The sequence below is a fragment of the Kitasatospora sp. MAP5-34 genome, assembly GCF_029894335.1.
Taxonomy (GTDB): domain Bacteria; phylum Actinomycetota; class Actinomycetes; order Streptomycetales; family Streptomycetaceae; genus Kitasatospora.
In genome coordinates, this window is sequence record NZ_JARXZC010000048.1 from 1 (window position 1) to 22171 (window position 22171).

The window sequence follows — 22171 nt, forward strand, 5'->3', positions numbered from 1 at the left end:
GTCTTCTTCTCATTTTTTTTTTTTTTTTTTTTTGGTTGGGGGGGGGGGGGGGGGGCGCGGCTCGTCCTTCTATCAATATTTTTTATTTGGTCCCACCCCCCCCCCCCCCCCCCGACCCCGCTTTGGCAGCCCCCTCCCGACGCCCTCCAGACCTCCCCATCCGAAATTTCACCCACCCTCAGATGGAGCTGGCCCCATGGCGCAGGCACCCACCACCGATCTCCTCGCCCGGGCCCGGGCCTGGCTCGCCGAGGACCCCGACCCGCAGACCCGCGAGGAGCTGGCCTCGCTGCTGGCCGCCGCCGAGGGCCCGGAGGGCAGGACCGAGGACCGGCGCGCCTGGTCCCGGCTGGCCGAGCGCTTCGCCGACCGCCTCCAGTTCGGCACCGCCGGCCTGCGCGGCGAGCTGGGCGCGGGCCCGATGCGGATGAACCGCGCCGTGGTCATCCGCGCCGCCGCCGGCCTCGCCGCGTACGTGCGCAAGGAAGCGACATCGGCGGCTTGCGCCTCGGGCCTCGGCGACCTGGTCGTCATCGGCTACGACGCCCGCCACAAGTCGTACGACTTCGCCCGCGACACCGCCGCCGTGATGGTCGGCGCCGGCCTGCGCGCCGCGCTGCTGCCGCGCCCGCTGCCCACCCCCGTGCTGGCGTTCGCGATCCGCCACCTCGGCGCCGCCGCCGGTGTCACGGTCACGGCCAGCCACAACCCGCCCCAGGACAACGGCTACAAGGTCTACCTGGGCGACGGCTCGCAGATCGTCCCGCCCGCCGACACCGGCATCGCCGCCGAGATCGACGCCATCACCTCGCTCGCCGAGATCCCGCTGGCCGAGAGCGGCTGGGAGGTGCTGGGCGAAGACGTCGTCGAGGCGTACCTGAACCGCGCCGTCACCACCGTCGACCCGTCGACCCCGCGTGATCTCGAGGTCGTCTACACCCCGCTGCACGGCGTCGGCCGGGACACCCTGGTCACGGCCTTCAAGCAGGCCGGCTTCCCCGCTCCGACGGTCGTCGCCGAGCAGGCCGAGCCGGACCCGGACTTCCCCACCGTGGCCTTCCCCAACCCGGAGGAGCCGGGCGCGATGGACCTCGCGTTCCGCACCGCCGCCACGGTCGGCCCGGACATCATCATCGCCAACGACCCGGACGCCGACCGCTGCGCGGTGGCCGTGCCGGACCACGCGGCCGCCCACGGCTGGCGGATGCTGCGCGGCGACGACGTGGGCGCACTGCTCGGTTCGGCGCTGGTCGCCAAGCGGGCCACCGGCACCTTCGCCACCACGATCGTCTCCTCCACCCTGCTCGGCCGGATCGCCGCCGCCGCCGGTACCGGCTACGCGGAGACGCTGACCGGCTTCAAGTGGATCGCCCGCGCGGACGGCCTGCGCTACGGCTACGAGGAGGCGCTCGGCTACTGCGTGGACCCCGAGGGCGTCCGCGACAAGGACGGCATCACCGCCGCCCTGCTGGTCGCCGAGCTGGCCGCGACACTCAAGCAGTCCGGCCGCACACTGACCGACCTGCTGGACGACCTGGCGCTGGAGCACGGTCTGCACGCCACCGACCAGCTCTCCGTCCGGGTGGAGGACCTCAAGCTGATCGCCGACGCGATGCAGCGCCTGCGCGAGCAGCCGCCGACCGTGCTGGCGGGCCTACGGGTGACGAAGGCCGACGACCTGACCGCTGGTTCCGCCGACCTCCCGCCGACCGACGGCCTGCGCTACCACCTCACCGGCGAGGGCGTCCGTTCGGCCCGGATCGTGGTCCGCCCGTCCGGCACCGAGCCGAAGCTCAAGTGCTACCTGGAGGTCGTCCTCCCGGTCGCCACCGCCGCCGACCTGGTCGGCGCACGGGCGCAGGCCGCCGCCGTACTGGATTCGATCAAGCGCGACCTCTCGGCGGCGGCGGGTATCTGAGCCCGCCCCCCACGACGCCGGGCCCGGCGCTCCCCCACCCATGAGGTGAGGGGAGCGCCGGGCCCGGCGTCGTACGTACGAAGGGGTGGATCGGTGGGATCGGCTCCGGTCAGCCGGTGGCGAGCAGGGCGACCAGGGCGACGACTCCGGCCAGCGTGGGGGCGATGACCCACCAGCACCAGGTGACGGAGACCGTACCGGTTGCGCCGGGGAGTCCGGCGTTGCGCTCGGCGGTCTCCCGCAGGGAGTCGACCACCTGGTCGGACCAGGCGCGGGTCGGGTCTGCCTGGCCCGGCCGGGCCGATCGGGACGGCCGCAGGACGCCGGGCGTCCGGGAGACCTGGGGGTCACCGCTCGCCGCCGCCCGGGTGGCCCGCGCGGTGGCCTTCTTGCGCTCCCGGAGCGACACCGGGACGGCCCACACCTGGTACCGCTCGCCTCCGGCGAAGAGCTCCACCGAGTAGCCCGCCTTGAAGCCCTCGACCGAGGCCCACGGCACGTCGACCGTGCGCATCGGGTTGCGGAGCAGCAGCCGGTCGTCGTTGGAGAGAACGGCCGGGCGCAGCGTGTACGCGATGACGGGGAAGACGAAAACCGGGGCGGCGGCGAGCGCGATCCACGGGGTGCGGCCGGTCCCGCTCAGGATGGCGTCGATGATCAGCCACGCCGCGACGGCCAGCAGCAGCACACCGGAGATCACACCGGGAACCGACCGGTAGACGCGGTCGGCGTACTTCGGTGTGGGGGCGGCGGTGCCGGGGTCGGGCGTGCCGTCGGATTCGGTCATGGAGACGATTCTGCCGCATGTGCACCACGTTCCCTACGGCTGCGGGGCTGTGATCTGCGGAGCCGTGATTCTGCGGAGTCCCTCCGGGTCCTGGCCGGAGGCGACCCGGAGGCGACCGGCCTCGGACTTAGGCGGTGCGTCGGCGCAGGGTCGCCGCGCCGAGGAGGTCGCCGTAGACGGATGGCGCCTGGGTGACGTAACCCACCCGGTGCCGCAGCGCCGCGCCGCCGGCGGGCTCACCGAGCACCTCGACCCGTCCGGCGGCGACCTTCTGCACGCCGACGATCGAGCGCAGCAGCGTCGTCTTACCGCAGCCGCTGGGCCCGAGCAGCCCGGTGATCGAGCCGGTCGCGACGCCGAGGTCGAGGTCGTGCAGGACGGGACGCCCGCCGCGGGTCACCGTCAGACCGGCGATGCGGATCGCGGGGGCCGGGCCTCCCGCCAGGGAATTCTCGTACCCCCGTGCCGCGAACTCCACCCGGGCCGCCTCCAGCACCGTCCGGCGGGTGTCGGCCGGGCCGGGCCGACGGCCGGTCTTCTTACGGGGAGCGGGGGTCTGATCTGCGGTGGTCACCCGTTCATTCTCGGCATTGGAACCGCCCTACTGGCCAGTAACAATTGGGCCACAGGCTGTGGCCCAAATTGCTACCAGCCAGTAGGTCACACCCCGCCACCATCCGACCCGCCGCAGATCTCGGTCCGGCATCGATAGTGGGGCGCCCTAGCGCATCGCTACGCGCGTAGATATGCTGCCCTGGTGACTATGTCCACTGTTGCAGCCAATGCCCCCGGCGCTGCGGGCGGCGGCCTTCAGGACGTTGCGGCGTCCGAGGCCTCGCTCCGCCGTTTCCTGCACGGCCTGCCCGGCGTCGACGCCGTCGGCCTGGAAGCCCGCGCCGCCTCCCTCGGTACTCGATCGATCAAGACCACGGCGAAGGCGTACGCCATCGACCTGGCGATCTCGATGATCGACCTGACCACGCTGGAAGGCGCGGACACGGTCGGCAAGGTGCGCGCCCTGTGCACCAAGGCCCGGAACCCCGACCCCAGTGACCCGAGTGCCCCCCGGGTCGCCGCGATCTGTGTCTACCCGGACATGGTCGCCACCGCGAAGGCCGCCCTCGAAGGCACCGCCATCCAGGTCGCCTCCGTCGCCACCGCCTTCCCCGCCGGGCGCGCCGCGCTCCCGGTGAAGCTCGCCGACGTCGCCGACGCGGTCGCGGCCGGTGCCGACGAGATCGACATGGTGATCGACCGGGGGGCCTTCCTCTCCGGCCGCTACCTGTCGGTCTTCGAGGAGATCACCGCCGTCAAGGAGGCGTGCCGGCGCCCCGACGGGACGTACGCCCACCTCAAGGTGATCTTCGAGACCGGTGAGCTGCAGACGTACGACAACGTGCGCCGCGCCTCCTGGCTGGCGATGCTCGCGGGCGCAGACTTCATCAAGACGTCCACCGGCAAGGTCGCGGTCAACGCCACGCCGCCGGTGACGCTGCTGATGCTGGAGGCCGTCCGCGACTTCAAGGCGCAGACCGGTATCCAGATCGGCGTGAAGCCCGCCGGTGGCATCAAGACCACCAAGGACGCCATGAAGTACCTCGTCATGGTCAACGAGACCCTCGGCGACGACTGGCTGTCCCCGGAGTGGTTCCGCTTCGGCGCCTCCAGCCTGCTCAACGACCTGCTGATGCAGCGTCAGAAGCTGACCACCGGCCGGTACTCCGGTCCCGACTACGTGACGGTGGACTGAGAACGATGGCGAAGACCAACAAGAAGGCGGAAGAGCAGCCCGTGCAGCCCGTCCAGCCCGTGCGTAAGACCGGCCTCTTCGAGTACGCCCCCGCCCCCGAGTCCCCTGCCGCAGCGGGCGACATCGCGACCTCGTACGGCCACTTCATCGGCGGCGAGTTCGTCGACAGCAGCGGCAGCGAGGCCCTGAAGACCGTCAACCCGGCCACCGAGCAGGTGCTCGCCGAGTTCGCGCAGGGCACCGAGCAGGACGTCGACCGCGCGGTCGCGGCCGCCCGCAAGGCGTTCACCGACTGGTCGGCGCTGCCGGGCAGCGAGCGCGCCAAGTACCTGTTCCGGATCGCCCGGATCATGCAGGAGCGCTCGCGCGAGCTGGCCGTGCTGGAGTCGATCGACAACGGCAAGCCGATCCGCGAGAGCCGGGACTTCGACGTCCCGACCGCGATCTCGTACTTCTTCTACTACGCGGGCTGGGCCGACAAGCTCGACTACGCCGGGTACGGCGCCAACCCGCGCCCGCTGGGTGTGGCCGGGCAGGTCATCCCGTGGAACTTCCCGTTGATGATGCTGGCGTGGAAGATCGCGCCCGCGCTCGCCACCGGCAACACCGTGGTGCTCAAGCCGGCCGAGACCACCCCGCTGACCGCGCTGCGCTTCGCCGAGATCTGCCGCCAGGCCGGTCTGCCGAAGGGCGTCGTCAACATCGTCACCGGTGACGGCCGGACCGGCGCCGCGCTCACCGCGCACCCGGACGTCAACAAGGTCGCCTTCACCGGCTCGACCCCGGTCGGCCGGTCCATCGCCAAGCAGATCGCGGGCACCCGCAAGAAGCTGTCGCTGGAGCTGGGCGGCAAGGCCGCGAACATCGTCTTCGACGACGCGCCGATCGACCAGGCGGTCGAGGGCATCGTGAACGGCATCTTCTTCAACCAGGGCCACGTCTGCTGCGCGGGCTCGCGCCTGCTGGTCCAGGAGTCGATCCAGGACGAGCTGCTCGACGCGCTGAAGCGCCGGATGGGCACCCTGCGGCTCGGCGACCCGCTGGACAAGAACACCGACATCGGCGCGATCAACTCGGCCGCGCAGCTGGCGCGGATCACCGAGCTGACCGCGATCGGCGAGGCCGAGGGCGCCGAGCGCTGGGCCCCGGAGTGCGAACTCCCGGGCGCCGGTTACTGGTTCCGCCCGACGCTGTTCACCGGCGTCAGCCAGGCCCACCGGATCGCCCGCGACGAGGTCTTCGGCCCGGTGCTCTCGGTGCTGACCTTCCGCACGCCCACCGAGGCGGTCGAGAAGGCCAACAACACGCCGTTCGGCCTGTCGGCCGGTGTCTGGACCGAGAAGGGCTCGCGCATCCTCTGGATGGCGAACCAGCTCAAGGCCGGTGTGGTGTGGGCCAACACCTTCAACAAGTTCGACCCGACCTCGCCGTTCGGCGGATACAAGGAGTCGGGGTACGGCCGCGAGGGCGGCCGCCACGGCCTGGAGGCGTACCTCGATGTCTGAGCTCACAGCGCGTCTTGACGTGATGAAGACCTACAAGCTGTTCGTCGGCGGGAAGTTCCCGCGTTCCGAGAGCGGACGGGTGTACGAGGTGACCGACAGCAAGGGCCAGTGGCTGGCCAACGCCCCGCTCGGCACCCGTAAGGACACCCGGGACGCCGTTCTCGCCGCCCGCGCGGCGGTGAAGGGCTGGTCGGGTACGACGGCCTACAACCGTGGCCAGGTGCTGTACCGGGTCGCCGAGATGCTGCAGGGCCGCCGCGAGCAGTTCGCCGCCGAGGTGGCGACCGCCGAGAACATCGGTGGCAAGAAGGCGCTCGCGCTGGTCGACCAGGCCATCGACCGCTGGGTCTGGTACGCCGGGTGGACGGACAAGGTCGCGCAGATCGCCGGCGGGGCCAACCCCGTCGCCGGTCCGTTCTTCAACCTGTCCGTGCCGGAGCCGAGCGGCGTGATCGGCATCGTGGCGCCGCAGACCGGGTACGGGTACTCCCTGCTCGGCCTGATCTCGGTGATCGCCCCGGTCATCGCCACCGGCAACACGGTCGTGGTGGCACTCGCCGCCGACGCCCCGCTGCCCGCCCTCTCGCTGGGCGAGGTACTGGCGACCTCCGACCTGCCGGGCGGGGTGGTCAACCTCATCTCCGGCCGCACGGCGGACATCGCCCCGACGCTCGCCTCGCACCAGGACGTGAACGGGCTCGACCTCACCGGCGCGATTGCCGCCGACGGCCCCGGCGCGGCTGCCGCACTGGAGGCGTCGGCTGCGGATACATTGAGGCGAGTGCTTCGCCCGGCCGTGGACCCGTCCGCGCTGGACTGGACCGTTGCGCCCACCACTGACCGGCTACTCTCCTTCCTGGAGACCAAGACGGTCTGGCACCCGATGGGCATCTGACCGGCCCACGGTTGACAACTCCACAGACTGGCCGTCCCCAGTGCCCCTACCCCCCCCGGGGGCCCGGACGTGCCTATGACGGACCCGCGCCTCTCCCCCCTGGCGCGGGTCCGTCGCCTTCTGGCTCCGGCAGTCAGCCGGGGGCGCGGGGAGCTGAGCGCGGTCGGAAGAGTGCGGACCGTTGCCTTCCGGTTTCGCGCACGCAGTTGATCAAGCAGAGCCTCGCGCCCCCGACTGTGGCTGGCCGAGTGCGTAAAGATCTCGCTACCCGCCGGTTTCGGCATCGGTGCCCGATGCGTCAGACTGGTGTCTCGTGAGTGACTCCCCCGCGAACCCCGCCCCAATAGCCGCTGCCCGGGTCGTTCTGCTCTCCGGGCCCTCCGGGTCGGGCAAGTCCTCGCTCGCGGAGCGGACCGGACTGCCGGTGCTCCAGCTCGACGACTTCTACAAGGACGGCGACGACCCGACCCTGCCGCTCTTTCCCGACGGCAGCACCGACTGGGACTCGCCACTGGCCTGGCACCGCGACCAGGCAATCGCCGCGATCCGGGCCCTGACGACGGCCGGCCGGGCCGAGGTGCCGGTCTACTCGATCCCCGCCAACGGCCGGGCCGGCACCCGCGTCCTCGACCTCACGGGTTCCCCCGCGTTCATCGCCGAGGGCATCTTCGCCGCCGAGATCGCCGCCCAGTGCGCGGCCGAAGACCTGCTCGGCGACGCCATCTGCCTGCGCAACCGCCCGCTGACCACCGCTTGGCGGCGCTTCCGCCGGGACGTCCGCGAGGGCCGCAAGTCCGTGCCGTACCTGCTGCGGCGCGGCTGGCGGCTGATGCGGGCCGAGCGCGGCATCGTGGGCCGCCAGGTCGAGCTGGGCGCGTACGCCTGCGCGGGCCCCGAGGCCGAACGCCGGGTGCGGGCGGTGGCCGTACAGCGTCCTGCGGCCGTGAGCGTCTGAGGCACACGAGCAACCACAGGCAGGGGCGCGAATTCCCGTGCAGACGGACACGGCAGTGGGCCCGGTGCCTCTCCCCGGCACCGGGCCCACCACCCCCTGTGGCTGTGGGACTCCCCCGTCGGTTACCGCTCCCCCGAGCCGGTACCCGCGATCCCACAGCCGTACCCGTCCCCCGACGGGAGTCTCTGAATTCCGTTACGCGACCAGCTCGCCGAACGCGAACGCCAGGTCGCCGGTGCGGTTGAGCTGCTCGTCGTCGCGCAGGCGGCGCAGCGCGCGCCAGATGCTGCTCTTCACCGTGCCGACGCTGATGCCGAGCACGTCGGCGATCTCCGGGTCGGTCCGGCCCTCGTAGTACCGCAGGACCAGCATGGTGCGCTGGTTCTCCGGGAGCTTGGCGAGCGCCTGCCAGAGCACGGCGCGCAGCTCGGTGCCGCCCATCGCGTCGGTGTCGCCGACCGTCTCCGGCAGCTCCTCGGTCGGGTACTCGGCGACCTTGCGGCGGCGCCAGGCGGAGATGTGCAGGTTGGTCATGGTGCGGCGGAGGTAGCCCCCGACCGCCGCCTTGTCGGTGATCCGGCCCCAGGCGCGGTAGGTGCTGAAGAGCGCGCTCTGCAGCAGGTCCTCGGCCTCGTAACGGTCGCCGGTGAGGTGGTACGCGGTGGCGTAGAGGGAGGCCCGGCGCTCACGGACGTACGCCGTGAACTCCGCGGTGTGGTCCTCCTCGACGTCGGCGACGGCCGTCTCCGGGGCGGGCGTCAGGCGCAGCAGCGTGCCGCCCGCAGCCTCGCGGGCCGGGGTCGGGACCCCCTGCTGGACACCGTGACCCGGGACGCGGACGGGGAGGATGCCCCGCAGCGTCAGGGTGGAGCCGGAGTCGGCCGCATTCCCCTTGCGGCCGATCCCGTGCAGCTCCCCGGTCCTGCTCCCGCCGCCGAGGCTGCGGGCTCCGGTGCTGTGTGCGCACCCCCGTACGGTCACAGCACCGGAAGTCGCGTCCGTCCGCACCTCGAAGTGGGTGCTGGTCGAAGAACGCGCGTTGCGAATGCCCGCAGTGCTGCGGGACTTGAGCGTGGCGTTCATCGTGCACCCCCATGATCGGTACGAGCGGTTCCGTGTCTCACCGCCGTTGCCCGGGCCGGTTGGCCCGGCCCGTTCTTCGGCGACATGGAAAATCTTGCCCGGCGGTCGTCATGGGGGTGTCCGCCGACTGTCACAGCGGTGTCACAGCCGACGGGACTTCGGTCCGCACGACCGGCACAGTCGGGGACGCCGAAGGCACGGGTTCCGGTTGCGCCGGAGGGCGGTCCGCACCCGGGTGGGTGAATAGCCGCGCCGCGTGGGCCAGAATGAGCCCGTGCCTTTCCTCCTTCTGATCGAGGACGACGACGCCATCCGGACCGGCCTCGAACTCGCTCTCACCCGCCAGGGCCACCGTGTGGCCGCCGCCGCCTCGGGCGAGGACGGTCTGAAGCTCTTCAAGGAGCAGCGGCCGGACCTCATCGTGCTCGACGTGATGCTGCCCGGAATCGACGGCTTCGAGGTGTGCCGCCGGATCCGGCGCACCGACCAGCTGCCGATCATTCTGCTGACCGCGCGCTCGGACGACATCGACGTAGTGGTCGGCCTCGAGTCAGGCGCGGACGACTACGTGGTCAAGCCGGTGCAGCCGCGCGTGCTGGACGCCCGGATCCGGGCGGTGCTGCGGCGCGGTGAGCGGGAGAGTTCGGACTCCTCCGTCTACGGCAGCGTGGTCATCGACCGTTCCGCGATGACTGTGACCAAGGACGGCGAGGACCTCCAGCTCACGCCGACCGAGCTGCGGCTGCTGCTCGAGCTGAGCCGCAGACCCGGCCAGGCGCTGTCCCGGCAGCAGCTGCTCCGGCTGGTCTGGGAGCACGACTACCTGGGCGATTCGCGGCTGGTGGACGCCTGTGTGCAGCGGCTGCGGGCCAAGGTGGAGGATGTACCTTCGGCGCCGACGCTGATCCGGACGGTACGCGGGGTGGGCTACCGGCTCGACCCGCCGAACCAGCCCTGAACCTGCCGCCCCTGTCCGCTCCTACCCCTTTGGTGAACCCCGTTGACCGACCCTCAGACCCTTCGTAGCCCGCGCCCGGTGCGATGGCGGCACCTGCGCTCGCTGCGGGTGCGGCTGATCACGGTGTTCGCCGCCGTCGCGCTGACCACCGCCGTGTCGGCGTCCGGGATCGCCTACTGGCTGAACCGGGACGCGGTGCTCCAACACGCCCAGGACGCCGCGCTCAACGACTTCCGGCAGTCGCTCACCCGGAACGTCACCGACCTGCCGCTCCACGCCAGCTGCCCGGAACTGGCGGGTCTGGCCGGGCAGGTGGCCACCTCCGGGCTCAACTACCAGGTGGTGGTGGTCGACGACGCCCAGCCCGACTGCGCCGCCTCCTCCGACCCCGGGCACTTCACCCTCGCCCAGGTACCGGCCGCGCTGCGGACCACGGTCAACAAGCCGCGCCAGACCACCTCGCACACCCCGTACGCCTACCACCTGTACTGGCAGCGGGTGAACCTGAACGGCCACCCGTACGTGGTCGGCGGCACGAAGGTGGTGCCGACCGGGCCGACGGCCTACATGTTCAAGTCGCTCGACACCGAGCGGGCCGATCTCACCACGCTGAGCTTGTCGTTGGCGATCGCCACACTGCTCGCGCTGATCGGCTCGGCCCTGCTCGCACAGGCCGCCTCGGCGACCGTGCTGCGCCCGGTCCGGCGCCTCGGGGACGCCGCCCGGCGGCTCGGCGAGGGGCATCTGGACACCCGCCTGGACGTCGAGGGCGCAGACGAACTCGCTGATCTGGCAAGGACGTTCAACCGGACGGCGGAGTCGCTCGCCGAGCAGGTGCAGGAGCTCAGCGCACGCGAGGCGCAGAGCCGCCGGTTCGTCGCCGACATGTCGCACGAGCTGCGGACGCCACTGACCGCGATGACCGCCGTGACGGACATCCTGGAGGACGAGGCCGACACCCTGGACCCGATGATCGCGCCGGCCGTCCGGCTGGTGGTCAGCGAGACCCGGCGCCTCTCCGACCTGGTGGAGAACCTGATGGAGGTGACCCGCTTCGACGCGGGCACCGCCAAGCTGGTCGCCGACGAGGTCGACATCGCCGACCTGATCATGTCCTGCATCGACGGCCGGGCCTGGTACGACGCGGTCGAGCTGGACGCCCCGCGCGGAGTGCTCGCGCGGGTCGATCCGCGCCGGCTGGACGTGGTCTTCGCCAACCTGATCGGCAACGCCCTCAAGCACGGCGGCTCGCCGGTGCGGGTGACGGTCCGGGAGACGGCGGACACCGTGGTGGTGGAGGTCTCGGACAGCGGCCCGGGCATCCCGGAGGACGTGCTGCCGCATGTCTTCGACCGCTTCTACAAGGCGGACAAGGGCCGGGCCAGGTCCGAGGGCAGCGGGCTCGGGCTGTCGATCGCGATGGCGAACGCCCAGATCCACGGCGGCACCATCACCGCCGCCAACGGCGAGACCGGCGCGGTCTTCACCCTGACCCTGCCGCTCACCCAGCCCGTACCGGCCGAAGCCACCGATGCGACCCCGTCCATCGGCCAGGAGCACCGCAAGTGAACGTCGTACGAAGAGCCACGCTGGGAGCACTCGCCCTGGTCGGAGCACTGGCCGCACTGAGCGGCTGCGGGATCCGGCCGACCGCCGTACCGGTGGACGCGGGCCCGCCCGCGAGCCGTACGGCCTGCCCGAGCCCCGTCCGGGTGCCGGAGGCCGCGGACACGCCACCCGCACCCACCCCCGCCGCCACCCCGTCACCCGCCGGGGGCGGCCCTACGGTGACGGCCGCGCCCTCGAAGATGCCGGACGGCGTCTTCAGTGCGACACCCTCGCCCAGCCCGTCGTCAGCAGTGACGCACTGTCCGTAAACCCCACGCCGCAAACACCGCGCCGCAAACACCGCGCGACCGGCGCACGGAGGCACGGAACCGTTCGCGGCCCTGCCCGCGTCCTCCACAGCGTGCAGCGAGACGGCACCATGGCCCGCCCTGAGTGCAACACCGACGAACCGACCGGGGACACCCCGGCCGCCCCACCGGCGACCACACAGCAGGTCCAGCACCGGGTGCGGACGCTCGGCCTGCTCCTGCTCGCCGGCTACCTGCTACTGCTGGGCTGGCTGGCCCTCCGGCCGTCGGCCGCCGACTGGACCTCCCCCGCGAACCTGACACCGTTCGCCTCCATCGGGCAGGCCATGACGCTGGGCGCCCTGGCGGGCCTGCGCCAGCTCCTGGGCGGGCTGCTGCCGCTGGCGCCGCTGGGCGTCCTGCTGCCGCTGGCCGGCGGACGGCTGCGGACGGCCTGGCTACCGTCCTTCCTGCGCACGGTGGGCGGCTCGGCGCTCCTCGCCACCGCGCTGGAGATCCTCCGGGGATGGGCGCCCGGGCACGTACTGAACGTCGACGACATCCTGCTCGGCACCGTGGGCGTGGCCCTCTGCCACCTCGCACTGGCCCCGCTCGCGCGGACCCTGCTGCTCCGCGACCACGAGCGCCGCCACGATCAGCGCCACGAGCGCCGCCACGACCGCCGCCACGAGCTCCGCGACCGGCACCACGACCAGCACCCCGGGAGCCGCCCGGCGCTGCCAGTGCCCCGACCCCGCTCCTGGCCCCGACCCCACCTGCCGGAGGGTCTCGGTCAGGGACGCCCCTGAGAACATCCCCGAGATCGCCGTACGCCACCCCGGTGAGAACCCGGGGGCCGGGATCAACACCGGGGCTGACGTGCGGAGCAGGCCGGACGCCGAGGATTGGGTCAAGCCCACCGGAGAGCCCGGCACCGGGCCGAGACCCTCGGAGCAGACCATGAGCACGCTCGCCCGCCCTCGCCACAACCGCGTCCTCGCCGGGGTCTGCGCCGGGATCGCCGACCGCTTCGGGCTGGCCCCGTGGGCCGTCCGGATCGCGTTCCTGCTGTCCTGCCTGCTGCCCGGCCCGCAGTTCCTGATCTACCTGGCGCTCTGGCTGCTGCTACCGCAGGAGCCGTGACCCGACGGCCTGGTACGCCCGAGGGGCTGCCGGGCACCGATCGGTGCGGGGCAGCCCCTCGGGCGTACCAGGCCGTCGTGCTGCCGTCAGCCGCCCAGGCCGCCGGCGCCCACGGGGAGCGGCACCGCGCCGCTGGTGAGCAGGCCGACGCCCGGGACCTTGCTCAGGCCCTCGGCGCCCGGGATCGGCGGCATGGCGCGGTTGGCGGCGGCGGGCATCGGGGCGTCGGCCATCGCGGGGTCGACCTGGGCCGGGGCGGCGGGAGCGGCGTGGGTGGCCGGAGCGACGTGGGCGGCGGCCGGGGCGTGCGCGGGCGCCATCGCCGGAGCCGGGGCAGCGGCGGGTGCGGCAGCCGGGGCGGCGGGCTCAGCGGCGGGGGCCGGGTTCAGGGCGTTGCCGACACCCGGGTTGAGGTTGCCGACCGCCTCGGTGACGGGCGCGGCGGCCGGCACCTTCGAGACCGCACCGGTCGCGGCACCGGTCAGGACGTCGGAGTGGGCCAGCGCACCGGTCGGGAGCCCGAGCCCGCCGGGGGCGATCGGCGCGGCGGCGGCGGAGCCGACGGCCACGGCCGCGATCGCGACACCGAGCGCAGCAGTCCCGGCAGCCTTCAGAGTGGCCTTGTTCATGAGTTGGTCCTCAAGTCCTCGTCGGTGGCCAGCGTGCGGACGAGCCTGGGGACGCCCACCGCTACACCGTGTCAGCATTGACTGGCACACCGTAGTGACAAGGACACTCACGGATCAAAGAGGAGTAACTCGTTCGGATTAGTAGTCCGACCATCGTTCAAGAGCGTCCGCCGGTAGGGGGCTGGATGCAGGAGCGGCGGTCGGGCCGAGTCCGGGCGGTGCCGACGATGGAGTCCATGCGGAGCATCGGCGACTGAGGAGAAGCCGTCCGTGGGGGTCCCCCCGGCCGAAGGCTGGGGGAGAGAGTCCGGGCGTCGCGGCGCCGGCCCCCTACCGGCGGACGCTCCAGGACGCCGCCAACCAGCGGCCCCGGAACGGCAGATGGGCACGGGCCCCGGCGATGGACCCGTACCCACCCGACACACCGTCACTACGACGGCGGCTCAGAGACCCGCGCTGAACAGCCACTCCGCCTTGAGCTCGGCGTAACCCGGCTTGATCACGTCGGTGATCATCGCGAGCCGCTCGTCGAAGGGCAGGAAGGCCGACTTCATCGCGTTCGTGGTGAACCACTCCAGGTCACCCAGGGTGTAGCCGAAGGCGTCCACCAGGTGGCCGAACTCCTGGCTCATGCTGGTGCCGCTCATCAGCCGGTTGTCGGTGTTGACCGTCACCCGGAACTTCAGCCGGCTGAGCAGCCCGATCGGGTGCTCGGCGTACGAAGTCGCGGCCGCCGTCTGCAGGTTGGAGGTCGGGCACATCTCCAGCGGGATGCGCTTGTCGCGCACGTACGCGGCCAGGCGGCCCAGCTCGACGCTGCCGTCCTCGTTCACGGTGATGTCGTCGATGATGCGGACGCCGTGGCCGAGCCGGTCGGCGCCGCAGCACTGCAGGGCCTCCCAGATCGAGGGCAGGCCGAACGCCTCGCCGGCGTGGATGGTGAAGTGGTTGTTCTCGCCCTTGAGGTAGTCGAAGGCGCCCTGGTGGCGGGTGGGCGGGTGGCCGGCCTCGGCGCCCGCGATGTCGAAGCCGACGACGCCCTGGTCGCGGTAGGCGTTGGCCAGCTCGGCGATCTCCTGCGAGCGGGCGGCGTGCCGCATCGCGGTGAGCAGCGTGCCGACGCGGATCCGGTGGCCGTTGGCGCGGGCGTTCGCCTCGCCGAGGCGGAAGCCGTCGTTGACGGCCTCGACGACCTGCTCCAGGGTCAGGCCGGCCTCGAGGTGCTGCTCGGGGGCGTAGCGCACCTCGGCGTAGACGACGCCGTCGGCGGCCAGGTCCTCGGCGCAGTCGGCGGCGACCTTCACCAGCGCGTCACGGGTCTGCATCACGGCGCAGGTGTGGGCGAAGGTCTCCAGGTAGCGCACGAGCGAGCCGGAGTCGGCGGCCTCGCGGAACCAGACGCCGAGCTTGGCGGGGTCGGTGGTGGGGAGACCCTCGTAGCCGCAGGCGGCGGCCAGTTCGACGATGGTCTCGGGACGCAGCCCGCCGTCGAGGTGGTCGTGCAGGAGCACCTTCGGGGCACGGGCGATCTGGTCTGCGGTGGGGATGCGGGGGCCTGTGGTGCCCGCAGTGGCGGTGGTCTGCTTCTCCATTGCGGGAGTGTAGCCCCTACGCGCGTAGATTTACCACGTCGATCACCGGCCGGTCGCGGATCACTTGCACCGGTCCCCCGGACGGACCAACCCGCACCCGGGGACACGCCCGGCCGTCAGTCGTGGTCCAGCAGCCGCCCGCGCCGGGACAGCACGAAGTCGCGGAACGCCGCCACCGGCGGCGTCAGCGGCCGGCCCGTCACCCAGGCGAGCCCGATCGCCCGCCGGGTCCGGGGCGCGGTCACCTCCAGCTCCACCACGCCCGGGCGCGGTACCAGCGACGGCGGCAGCAGCGCCACCCCCAGCCCGGCCGCGACCAGCCCGCGCAGGGTCTCGGCCTCCTCGCCCTCGAAGGCGATCCGGGGGACGAACCCGGCCTCCGCGCAGAACCCGTCCGTGATCGCGCGCAGCCCGTACCCCTCCTCGACCGCGACGAACGGCTCGTCAGCGACCTCCACCAGCCGGATCCGCCGCCGCCCGGCCAGCCGGTGGTCCACCGGTACGGTCAGGTAGAGCCGCTGCTCGTCCAGCGGACGAGCCGTCAGATCCGGTGCGTCCGGCAGCGGTGAGACCAGACAGAGGTCCAACTCCCCCGCGCGCAGCCGCTCCAGCATCGCCGTGACGTAGTCCTGCACCAGCTGGAACCGCACCTTCGGGTGCTCCGCCCGGAAGTCCCGCAGCAGCGCGGGCACCGCGTCCGTCCCCATCGTGTGCAGGAACCCGAAGGCGACCCGCCCGGCCGCCGGATCGGCCTCCGCCCTGGCCGCCTCCGCCCCGCGCTCCAACTCGGCGAGCGCCCGCTCCACGCTGCCGAGCAGCAGCCGGCCCGCCCTGGTCAGCCGGACCGTGCGGCCCTGCCGGGCGAGCAGTTGCACGCCCAGCTCCCCCTCCAGCCGCGCGACCGCCCGGGAGAGCGTGGGCTGCGGCATGCCGAGCAGCTGCGCCGCCTGCGTCACGTGCTCCAACCGGGCCACCGCCGCGAACTGCGCCAGCTGCGGGGCGAGCCGGGAGGCCGCACTGTCCGGGCCCAGCTCGGCGCGGGACAGTGGCGGCGAGCTGCTCTCATACGTCACAGCATGAATTATCGGTGATTCATGTATTGGACGCATCAAACCCGCCGGTCCTACCGTCAAGGCATGCCGCCCGCCGATACCGGGGCATCCGCAGTCGCACTGCCGGATGCCGCCCACCCGTCCTCCCCCGCAGCCCCCGAAAGCCCCAGGGACCTCACGGACCTCAGGCACCGCCCCGGCGACCGCGCCTTCCGGCGTTCGAACGTCGCGCTGTTCGCCGCCGGGATCGCCACCTTCGTCCTGCTCTACTCCACCCAGGGCCTGCTGCCGATCCTCTCCGCCGGCCTCGACCTGACACCCGGCCAGGCCAGCTGGACCACCTCGGCGGCCACCCTCGGGCTCGCCCTCGCACTGCTCCCGGCCAGCGCGCTGTCCGACCGGTACGGGCGGACGGCGGTGATGACCGCCTCGATGCTGACCGCGTCCGGCCTCGCGCTGCTGCTCCCCCTCGCGCCCGACCTGCGCACGCTGGTCGTCCTCCGGGGGTTGCAGGGCGCGGCACTCGCCGGGCTGCCCGCGACGGCGATGGCGTACCTGGCGGAGGAGATCCACCCGAGCGCGCTGGCCTCCGCGATGGGTCTGTACGTGGCGGGCAACAGCATCGGCGGCATGGGCGGCCGACTGGTCTCCGGCTGGACTGCGGCGGCCTGGGGCTGGCGCTGGGGCCTGGCGGCCTCGGCGCTGATGGCGCTGCTCGCCACCCTGGCCTTCCGACTGCTGATCCCGGCCGCCCGCCACTTCCGCCCGGCGCCGGTGAACGCGGGCGCCCTCGCGCGTACGGTCGCCGACCACCTGCGCAATCCGCTGCTGCTGAGGCTCTACGCGCTGGGCGCGCTCTTCATGGCGGTCTTCGGCGCGGTCTACAACACCGTCGGCTACCGGCTGATCTCCGCGCCCTTCAACCTGCCGGAGTCGGTGGCGGCCTCGATCTTCGTGGTCTACCTGGTCGGCACCGCCTCCTCCGCGAGCGCGGGCCGCCTCACCGCCCGCCTCGGCCGCCGGGGCACCCTGTACGTCGCGATCGCCGTCTGCACGGCCGGCCTGCTGCTCTCGCTCGCCGACTCCCTGCTCTGCGCGCTGCTCGGCCTGGTCCTGATCACGGCGGGTTTCTTCGCCGGCCACGCCACCGCCTCCTCCTCGGTGGGGCGCACCGCGACCAAGGGGCGCGCGCAGGCCTCCGCGCTCTACCTGATCGCCTACTACCTGGGCAACAGCATCGGCGGCACCATCGGCGCCGACGCCTACCACCGGATCGGCTGGGACGGCGCAGCCACCGTCGGCCTCACCGCCATGACCCTCGCCGCCGCCGTCACCCTCTACGCCACCCACCAGGCCGTCGCGGCCCGCCGGGCAGCGGCCGCCGGTACGCTGCGAACGTGAGCATCGATCCGGCCGCGTACGCGCGGCTGCGCGAGATCGCCGACCAACTCCCGTACATCCCGGGCATGGGCAAGGTGGAGATCGCGAACGGCCAGATCCTCGTGGCGACTTCCCCGGTGAACCGCCACGAGCTGGCCGTGGTCCGCATCGCGCGAGAAGTTCGCCTTCGGCGACACCATCCCATCACCGTCGGCCCCTGGTCCATCGACACCAGCGTCCTGCGCACGTACGCCTGACCGGCGGACAGGAATGCACCCGGGGGCAACGCCCACACCACGCCGCATCGGCATGCACGAGATCTTCCACCGGCCGTAGTACGCCGACAGCGGTGGCAGGAAGGCCAAGAGGCCGTCCCACCACCGCTGTCGTCCGGTCGCTAGCGCGTCACGCGATGCGGTCCAGCACGATCGGGTTCGGGGTGAACGCGGTGCCCGCCGGGGAGACGGTGACGGCGCCGTCGAGGGCCTCGATGGCGTAGTCGTAGCGCTCGGGGGTGTCGGTGTGCAGGGTCAGCAGGGGCTGGCCCGCCACCACGGTGTCGCCGGGCTTGGCGTGCATCTCGACGCCCGCGCCGGCCTGGACCGGGTCCTCCTTGCGGGCGCGGCCCGCGCCGAGGCGCCAGGCGCAGACGCCGACGCCGTACGCGTCGAGGCCGGTGAGGACGCCGGAGGCGGGCGCCGTGATGACGTGCTGCTCTCGGGCGACGGGGAGGGGGGCGTCCACGTCGCCGCCCTGGGCGCTGATCATGCGGCGCCAGTGGTCCATCGCGGAACCGTCGCGCAGCGCGTCCGCCGGGTCCTTGCCGTGCACGCCCGCCGCCGCGAGCATCTCGCGGGCCAGTGCGAGGGTCAGCTCGACCACGTCGGCCGGGCCGCCACCGGCCAGCACCTCGACCGACTCGCGGACCTCCAGCGCGTTGCCGGCCGTGAGGCCGAGCGGGGTCGACATGTCGGTGAGCAGCGCGACGGTGTTGACCCCGGCCGCCTTGCCCAGGCCGACCATGGTGCGGGCCAGCTCCTGGGCGTCGGCGAGGTTCTTCATGAAGGCGCCGGAGCCGACCTTCACGTCCAGCACCAGCGCGCCCGTGCCCTCGGCGATCTTCTTGGACATGATGGACGAGGCGATCAGCGGGATCGCCTCGACCGTGCCCGTCACGTCGCGCAGCGCGTAGAGCTTCTTGTCGGCGGGGGCGAGACCGTCACCGGCCGCGCAGATCACCGCGCCGGCGGAGTGCAGGACGGACATCATCTCGTCGTTGGAGAGCAGCGCCCGCCAGCCGGGGATGGACTCCAGCTTGTCGAGCGTACCGCCGGTGTGGCCGAGGCCCCGGCCGGAGAGCTGCGGGACGGCCGCGCCACAGGCGGCGACCAGCGGGGCGAGCGGCAGGGTAATCTTGTCGCCGACGCCGCCGGTGGAGTGCTTGTCGGAGGTCGGCACGCCGAGCGCGGAGAAGTCCATCCGGACGCCGGAGCGGATCATCGCCTCCGTCCAGCGGCTGATCTCGCGGAGGTTCATCCCGTTCAGCAGGATGGCCATGGCCAGGGCGGACATCTGCTCGTCCGCGACGTCGCCCTTGGTGTAGGCGTCGATCACCCAGTCGATCTGAGCGTCGGTCAGCTCTCCGCGATCGCGCTTGGTCCTGATGACGGAGGGGGCGTCCATGGGCTCTCCAAGAATGTGGGTCAAAAGCGAAGAGTGTCGCGAAAGGGCGGAATGACTCCCGCCGCCTCGCGACACTCTACGCGCGTAACAAATGGATCTGCCAGAGCAGCTCCGGCTGAATCTCTACGAATCCGACAACGAACCAAAACCGGCAGCGAACTACAGCCGCTCCGGCCCGAACGCGTCCGGCAGCACCTCGGCCATGGTCTTCACGCCCGAGGGCAGCTCGACCAGCAGCTCGGGCCCGCCGTGCTCGTAGAGCAGCTGACGGCAGCGCCCGCACGGCATCAGCAGCTCCCCGGCGCCGTCCACACAGGTGAACGCCACCAGCCGGCCGCCGCCACCGGCGTGCAGCGCCGAGACCAACCCGCACTCGGCGCACAGCGCCAGCCCGTACGAAGCGTTCTCGACGTTGCAGCCGGTCACGGTACGGCCGTCGTCCACCAGGGCGGCGGCGCCGACCGGGAACTTGCTGTACGGCGCGTACGCACGTGACATGGCGTCACGGGCGGCGGCGCGCAGCGCCTCCCAGTCGATCACCCGAGAACCAGCCTGACGATCCGTCACTTGCCCTGGCCCTTGCGGTAGATCTGCCCGTCGGCCTTCGGCGGACGGAGTCGCTGCGAGGCGAGCGAGAGCACCACCAGGGTGATCACGTACGGCGTGGCGACGATCAGCGGGCGCGGCACGGAGTCCGTGGTCGCGTACCAGGTCGCCAGGGCGCCGGCCGCCACGAAGCTGATGACCGCGCTGGTGAACTTGCGGCGGTACACCTGCCAGAGGGCCAGCAGCGCCATCGCGATGGCGATCACGATCAGCAGCACGTGCACCGAGTCGGCGTCGCGCAGCTGGAGACTGTCGGTGAATCCGAACAGACCGGCACCGACGGACAGGCCGCCCGGCATCCAGTTACCGAAGATCATCGCGGCGAGACCGATGTAGCCTCGGCCGGCCGTCTGGCCGTCCTTGTAGAAGTGCGAGGCCACCAGCGAGAGGTACGACCCCGCCAGACCGGCGAAGGCGCCCGAGGCGATGACGGCGAGGTACTTGTACTTGTAGACGTTGACGCCGAGCGACTCGGCCGCCGTCGGGTTCTCGCCGCAGGAGCGCAGCCGCAGGCCGAAGACCGTACGCCAGAGCAGGAAGTAGCTGGCCACGATCAGCACGGCGGCGAGGACCACGACCACCGACAGGTTGGTGACCACACCGCCCACCACACCGGCGACGTCGGAGACCAGGAACCAGTGGTGGCCCTCGATGCTGTCCAGCCAGGACGAGAGACCCGGGATCTTGATGTACGGGAGCGCGTTGGCCGGCGGGGACTGGTTGGCGCCCGCGCCGAAGGCGACGTAGTCCTTGTAGTAGATCTTGTTGACGTAGGCGCAGATGCCGGGGATCAGCAGGTTGATACCGACACCGGAGACGATGTGGTCGACCCCGAAGGTGACCGTGACGACCGCGTGCAGCAGACCGCCGAGCGCGCCGCCGATCATGCCCGCGACCAGGCCGAACCAGGGGTTGACCAGGTAGCCGCCCCAGGCGCCGGCGAAGGTGCCGGCGACCATCATGCCTTCGAGGCCGATGTTGACCACGCCGGCCCGCTCGGACCAGAGACCACCGAGACCCGCGAGGGCGATCGGCACCGCGGAGCCGATGGCGGCGGAGATCTGGCCGGAGGAGGTCAGACCGTGGTTGCCGGTCACTATCCCGACGGCGGAGAACAGCATCAGGGCGGCCGCGATCAGCAGCAGCACCACCGGTGCGGAGAGCTTGCCCTTCTTGGCCGGCGTCTTGCCGGGGACCTTCGGGCGCGCAGTGGTTGCGGTGCTCATGCGGTCACCTCCTTCTTGGCGGCCGCAGCGGCCTGCGCGGCGAGTTCGGCGCCGACCTTCTGCTGCTGGCGCTTGAGGCCGTAGCGACGCACCAGCTCGTAGGCGACGACGACGCAGATGACGATGGTGCCCTGCATGACCTGGACGATCTCCTGCGGGAAGTCACCCTGCAACGGCAGCTGCACGGCGGTGACGTCCATGAAGGCGAAGAGCAGCGCCGAGAAGACGATGCCGATCGGGCTGTTGCGACCGAGCAGGGCGATCGCGATGCCGGTGAAGCCCAGGCCCTGCTGGAAGCTGGTGCCGTAGTTGTACGAGTTCTGCAGCAGGTCCGGCATGCCGATCAGACCGGCCAGCGCGCCGGAGACGGCCATGCTGGTCAGGACCATCTTCTTGACGTTGACGCCGGACGCGGCGGCGGCGGACTCCGAGCGGCCGGTGGCCCGCAGGTCGAAGCCGAACCGGGTGCGGCTCAGGGTCAGCTGGAAGCCCACCCCGACGATCACCGCGACCACGATGAAGCCCCAGAGCACGCCACCCGCCGTGTTGATCGAGAAGAAGTGGCTGGAGGCCGAGATCGGGTCGGTCTGGACGCTGTTGCTGGTGCTGCTCACCTTCGGCGCGAAGATGCCGGGCACCAGCAGCAGACCGACCACGGCGAGCGAGATCGCGTTCAGCATGATGGTCGAGATGACCTCGCTGACGCCCCGGTACACCTTCAGCACACCGGCGATCGAGGCCCAGATGCCACCGGCCAGCATGGCGGTGATCAGCAGCAGCGGGATCTGGATGAACGACGGCAGGTTGAGCTGGGCACCGACGTAGGCCGCGAACAGCGCGGCGATCCGGTACTGGCCCTCGACGCCGATGTTGAACAGGTTCATCCGGAAGCCGAAGGCGGCGGCCACGGCGGCCAGGTAGTACGTGGTGGCGCGGTTGAGGATCAGCACCTGACCGTCGGAGGCCGTCCCGTACGTGAACATCACGTTGAACGCCTTGAACGGGTCACGGCCCGAGGTCAGCAGCAGGATCGAACAGATCACCACGGAGAGCAGCACGGCCAGCAGCGGAGCGGCGAGACCGAGTGCGATGCGCTCGGTGTCGAACCGCTGGGCAAGCGTGCGCTTGGCAGGGTTGGGACTGGTCATGTGGG

At 71.8% G+C, this 22171-nt stretch carries 21 protein-coding genes and 1 pseudogene; 12 read left to right on the top strand and 10 right to left on the bottom strand.

Annotated elements, in window-relative coordinates; translation table 11 throughout:
* The first annotated feature begins 196 nt into the window (after positions 1–196).
* Positions 197–1918, top strand: a complete 1722-nt coding sequence (locus P3T29_RS28820) for a phospho-sugar mutase (protein WP_280719609.1) — start codon at positions 197–199, stop codon at positions 1916–1918.
* A 109-nt stretch (positions 1919–2027) separates the two neighbouring features.
* On the opposite strand, the gene P3T29_RS28825 is transcribed toward P3T29_RS28820, so the two are convergent.
* Both P3T29_RS28825 and P3T29_RS28830 read right to left on the bottom strand, forming a co-directional pair.
* Complete coding sequence (locus P3T29_RS28825) at positions 2028–2705, bottom strand: PH domain-containing protein (protein ID WP_280719610.1); 678 nt, start codon at positions 2703–2705, stop codon at positions 2028–2030.
* A gap of 163 nt (positions 2706–2868) precedes the next feature.
* Positions 2869–3150: pseudogene (locus tag P3T29_RS28830) on the bottom strand (ATP-binding cassette domain-containing protein); the annotation flags it as partial.
* Positions 3151–3468: 318 nt separating this feature from the next.
* On the opposite strand from P3T29_RS28830, the gene deoC reads away from it, so the two are divergent.
* The 4 genes from deoC (at position 3469) to P3T29_RS28850 (ending at position 7810) form a co-directional block, all read left to right on the top strand.
* Entirely contained in the window at positions 3469–4455 is a 987-nt protein-coding gene (deoC, locus tag P3T29_RS28835) for a deoxyribose-phosphate aldolase (RefSeq protein WP_280719642.1), read from the top strand.
* A 5-nt stretch (positions 4456–4460) separates the two neighbouring features.
* Complete coding sequence (locus tag P3T29_RS28840; RefSeq protein ID WP_280719611.1) at positions 4461–5960, top strand: aldehyde dehydrogenase family protein; 1500 nt, start codon at positions 4461–4463, stop codon at positions 5958–5960.
* Positions 5953–6855 carry an aldehyde dehydrogenase family protein gene (locus P3T29_RS28845; RefSeq protein WP_280719612.1) on the top strand — a complete coding sequence of 301 codons (903 nt, stop codon included), beginning with the start codon at positions 5953–5955 and terminating at the stop codon, positions 6853–6855. The genes P3T29_RS28840 and P3T29_RS28845 overlap by 8 nt, the downstream gene beginning before the upstream one ends.
* Positions 6856–7168: 313 nt before the next feature.
* A complete protein-coding gene (locus tag P3T29_RS28850; RefSeq protein WP_280719613.1) occupies positions 7169–7810 on the top strand; it encodes an ATP-binding protein in 642 nt (213 codons plus the stop codon).
* Between the two features lie 195 nt (positions 7811–8005).
* On the opposite strand, the gene P3T29_RS28855 is transcribed toward P3T29_RS28850, so the two are convergent.
* Positions 8006–8893, bottom strand: a complete 888-nt coding sequence (locus P3T29_RS28855; protein WP_280719614.1) for a SigE family RNA polymerase sigma factor — start codon at positions 8891–8893, stop codon at positions 8006–8008.
* Between the two features lie 274 nt (positions 8894–9167).
* On the opposite strand from P3T29_RS28855, the gene P3T29_RS28860 reads away from it, so the two are divergent.
* From P3T29_RS28860 to P3T29_RS28880, 5 genes are all read left to right on the top strand, one after another.
* The gene (locus P3T29_RS28860) at positions 9168–9851 is read left to right on the top strand and encodes a response regulator transcription factor (RefSeq protein WP_280719615.1); all 684 of its coding nucleotides are present in this window, start codon (positions 9168–9170) and stop codon (positions 9849–9851) included.
* Positions 9852–9929: 78 nt separating this feature from the next.
* Complete coding sequence (locus tag P3T29_RS28865; protein WP_280719616.1) at positions 9930–11420, top strand: HAMP domain-containing sensor histidine kinase; 1491 nt, start codon at positions 9930–9932, stop codon at positions 11418–11420.
* Positions 11417–11728 (top strand): hypothetical protein, encoded by a 312-nt coding sequence (locus P3T29_RS28870; RefSeq protein ID WP_280719617.1) that lies wholly within the window; start codon positions 11417–11419, stop codon positions 11726–11728. The genes P3T29_RS28865 and P3T29_RS28870 overlap by 4 nt, the downstream gene beginning before the upstream one ends.
* 110 nt (positions 11729–11838) lie before the next feature.
* A complete protein-coding gene (locus P3T29_RS28875; protein WP_280719618.1) occupies positions 11839–12516 on the top strand; it encodes a VanZ family protein in 678 nt (225 codons plus the stop codon).
* A gap of 151 nt (positions 12517–12667) precedes the next feature.
* The gene (locus tag P3T29_RS28880; protein ID WP_280719619.1) at positions 12668–12850 is read left to right on the top strand and encodes a PspC domain-containing protein; all 183 of its coding nucleotides are present in this window, start codon (positions 12668–12670) and stop codon (positions 12848–12850) included.
* Positions 12851–12936: 86 nt separating this feature from the next.
* Here the strand turns inward: P3T29_RS28880 and P3T29_RS28885 are convergent, their stop codons facing one another.
* The 3 genes from P3T29_RS28885 to P3T29_RS28895 form a co-directional block, all read right to left on the bottom strand.
* Positions 12937–13479 carry a hypothetical protein gene (locus P3T29_RS28885; protein ID WP_280719620.1) on the bottom strand — a complete coding sequence of 181 codons (543 nt, stop codon included), beginning with the start codon at positions 13477–13479 and terminating at the stop codon, positions 12937–12939.
* Positions 13480–13922: 443 nt separating this feature from the next.
* A complete protein-coding gene (locus P3T29_RS28890) occupies positions 13923–15071 on the bottom strand; it encodes an adenosine deaminase (RefSeq protein ID WP_280719621.1) in 1149 nt (382 codons plus the stop codon).
* Between the two features lie 116 nt (positions 15072–15187).
* The gene (locus P3T29_RS28895) at positions 15188–16144 is read right to left on the bottom strand and encodes a LysR family transcriptional regulator (RefSeq protein WP_280719622.1); all 957 of its coding nucleotides are present in this window, start codon (positions 16142–16144) and stop codon (positions 15188–15190) included.
* A gap of 63 nt (positions 16145–16207) precedes the next feature.
* On the opposite strand from P3T29_RS28895, the gene P3T29_RS28900 reads away from it, so the two are divergent.
* Both P3T29_RS28900 and P3T29_RS28905 read left to right on the top strand, forming a co-directional pair.
* The gene (locus P3T29_RS28900) at positions 16208–17524 is read left to right on the top strand and encodes an MFS transporter (RefSeq protein WP_280719623.1); all 1317 of its coding nucleotides are present in this window, start codon (positions 16208–16210) and stop codon (positions 17522–17524) included.
* The gene (locus P3T29_RS28905; protein ID WP_280719624.1) at positions 17521–17760 is read left to right on the top strand and encodes a hypothetical protein; all 240 of its coding nucleotides are present in this window, start codon (positions 17521–17523) and stop codon (positions 17758–17760) included. Before P3T29_RS28900 ends, P3T29_RS28905 begins: the two co-directional genes overlap by 4 nt.
* Before the next feature lie 148 nt (positions 17761–17908).
* On the opposite strand, the gene P3T29_RS28910 is transcribed toward P3T29_RS28905, so the two are convergent.
* From P3T29_RS28910 to P3T29_RS28925, 4 genes are all read right to left on the bottom strand, one after another.
* A complete protein-coding gene (locus P3T29_RS28910) occupies positions 17909–19186 on the bottom strand; it encodes a thymidine phosphorylase (RefSeq protein ID WP_280719625.1) in 1278 nt (425 codons plus the stop codon).
* A gap of 159 nt (positions 19187–19345) precedes the next feature.
* Positions 19346–19726 (bottom strand): cytidine deaminase, encoded by a 381-nt coding sequence (locus tag P3T29_RS28915; protein ID WP_280719626.1) that lies wholly within the window; start codon positions 19724–19726, stop codon positions 19346–19348.
* A 23-nt stretch (positions 19727–19749) separates the two neighbouring features.
* On the bottom strand, positions 19750–21018 hold the full coding sequence (locus tag P3T29_RS28920; protein ID WP_280719627.1) for an ABC transporter permease: 1269 nt from the start codon (positions 21016–21018) through the stop codon (positions 19750–19752).
* Complete coding sequence (locus tag P3T29_RS28925) at positions 21015–22166, bottom strand: ABC transporter permease (RefSeq protein ID WP_280719628.1); 1152 nt, start codon at positions 22164–22166, stop codon at positions 21015–21017. Before P3T29_RS28925 ends, P3T29_RS28920 begins: the two co-directional genes overlap by 4 nt.
* Positions 22167–22171 lie beyond the last annotated feature (5 nt).